At 56.7% G+C, this 2145-nt stretch carries 2 protein-coding genes; both read right to left on the bottom strand.

The genetic code is table 11. The annotated features are described in order from the left end of the window. Nucleotides 1-66 precede the first annotated feature (66 nt). Nucleotides 67-861, bottom strand: coding sequence for a class II aldolase/adducin family protein (locus AC1DRJ_RS25325; protein WP_477804569.1), 795 nt, complete (start codon nucleotides 859-861; stop codon nucleotides 67-69). Nucleotides 862-985: 124 nt separating this feature from the next. Beyond that, nucleotides 986-1891, bottom strand: a complete 906-nt coding sequence (locus AC1DRJ_RS25330) for a LysR family transcriptional regulator (RefSeq protein WP_477804570.1) — start codon at nucleotides 1889-1891, stop codon at nucleotides 986-988. Nucleotides 1892-2145 lie beyond the last annotated feature (254 nt).

Raw genomic sequence — 2145 nt, forward strand, 5'->3', positions numbered from 1 at the left:
AGATGCTGACTGACAAACCGCATTCGCGGGCAAGCCCGCTCCCACACTTTGATCGGTGGCAGCAGATTAATTCTTGTAATCGGTGTCACTGCGCTCCAACTGCCGAATCAGCGCGCTCCAGTGCCGCGCAACGCCCGGCCCGTCGCCGCTTTTGAATACCTCGGCCTGTTTCTCGACCTTGGCCACCACCTCGGCGGGCGGGAAGATCAACTCGAGATTGCCAGCGGCTTGCGCGGCGATCTGAATAGTGCAGGCCCGCTCTAGCACGTGCAGTTGCTGGAACGCATGTTCAACGCTGATGCCAGCAGTGAGCAAGCCGTGGTTGCGCAGAATGAGCACACTCTTGTTGCCCAGATCCTCCACCAGACGTTCGCGCTCGTCGAGGTCCAGTGCCACCCCTTCGTAACCGTGATAGGCCACCCGCCCGGAAAAACCGATGGCATGCTGGGAAATCGGCAACAAGCCGTTGCGCTGAGCCGACACCGCGATGCCGTCGCGCGTATGGGTATGCAGCACCGCTTGCAGGTCGGGACGCGCCGCGTGGATCGCACTGTGGATCACGTAACCGGCCGGGTTGATACCCAGCCCCGTCGGGTCGTCGACGATGGTGCCATCAATGTCGACCTTGACCAGGTTGGAAGCGCTGATTTCGTCAAACAGCAGCCCGAAGGCATTGATCAGGAAATGCTCTTCCGGCCCCGGCACCCGAGCGGAAAAATGCGTGTAGATGTGGTCCGTCCACTTGAACAGGGCCGCCAACCGATAAGCCGCGGCCAGTTTTACACGCACTTCCCATTCTTCGGGGCTGACGCGCTGGCGAACATTTTTCGAGATGCTGGATAACGGACTGACGCTGCTCATGGCAAAACTTCCTGGATGGCCTTAAGGATTCCAGCAAGCCTATGGGAAGGCAAAAAATAATAAAAAGCACATTTTAATCTAAGCTAATTATTATTATTTTTTATGATAGCAGCGCTCTCCCGCCTCACGCCGCGCTCTTGATCTTCTGCAGCGATGCAGCAACCAGTTTGCCAAAGGTATCCACTGGTCCTTGCAGGTTGCCGAGAAAATGCGGATAGATCAGCCAAAGGTCCATCACCGGTTTGAAATCCTTCAGCGGCATCACCGCCAACTGATCGAAATGAGCGCTGCGCTCCAGCAACGGACGCGGCACCAATCCAAGCCCCTGACCATCGGCCACCAGGCCCAGTTGCAACTCGGTGCCGAAGGTTTCCAGATTGACCCTCAGGGCCAGGCCCTGGTCCGACAGGGTTCGCTGCAACCCGGCACGGAAGCCGCAACCATCGGGATTGAGAATCCAGCCATTCTGATAAACATCAGCCAGCTTGCACGGACGCTTAGGCAGCTGGGCCTTGGCGCACACCACCACCAACTCCACCTTGCCGATCGATTCGCCGACAACGTTGTCCGGAAAAACCTTCCCAGCCGGGAACAATGCAGCTGCCGCGTCCAACTCTCCGCGCTCGATCTTGCCGACCAATTGACTGCCCCAGCCCGTGGCCACTTGAGCCCGCAGTTCGGGGTACTCGATGCGCAGGTGCTTGAGTGCGTCGAGCAACACCACGTCGCCGATGGTTTGCGGAACACCCAGACGCAACAGCCCGGTGGGTGGCGCATCGGTGGCAACCAGTTCTCGCAGCGCATCCATTTCCCGCTGGATCACCCGGCACTGTTCATACACCCGCGTGCCGATCAGGGTGGGCTTGAGCGGTTTGGTATTACGGTCGAATAACTCCACGCCCAAGGCCTGCTCAAAGTTCTGCACGCGCCGCGTGATGGCCGGTTGGGTCAGTTGCAGCGACTCGGCGGCATGGCTGATGGATTGGCAACGAATCACTTCGACAAAGGCGTCGATATCATCAATTTTCATTTGGCCCGCACATAGAAAACAGTCAATAAGATGTCTGAAAAGCATAGTTCTATTGTTGGGATCTGGATAGCCCGGCCCGCGCCAGCCGACCATTCAATAGCGTCTGGCGCTATGCCAACGGGTTATAAATTCCTTTCAGCTATATCCTAATCATTAAACAATCGCATATTGATCTAGATCATTATGTTTAAATCAAAGTATCAAATTTCACAACGAACGATGGAATCGCCATGACCCAGGCCCAACACCCGGAG

The organism is Pseudomonas sp. P5_B2 (assembly GCF_056400445.1).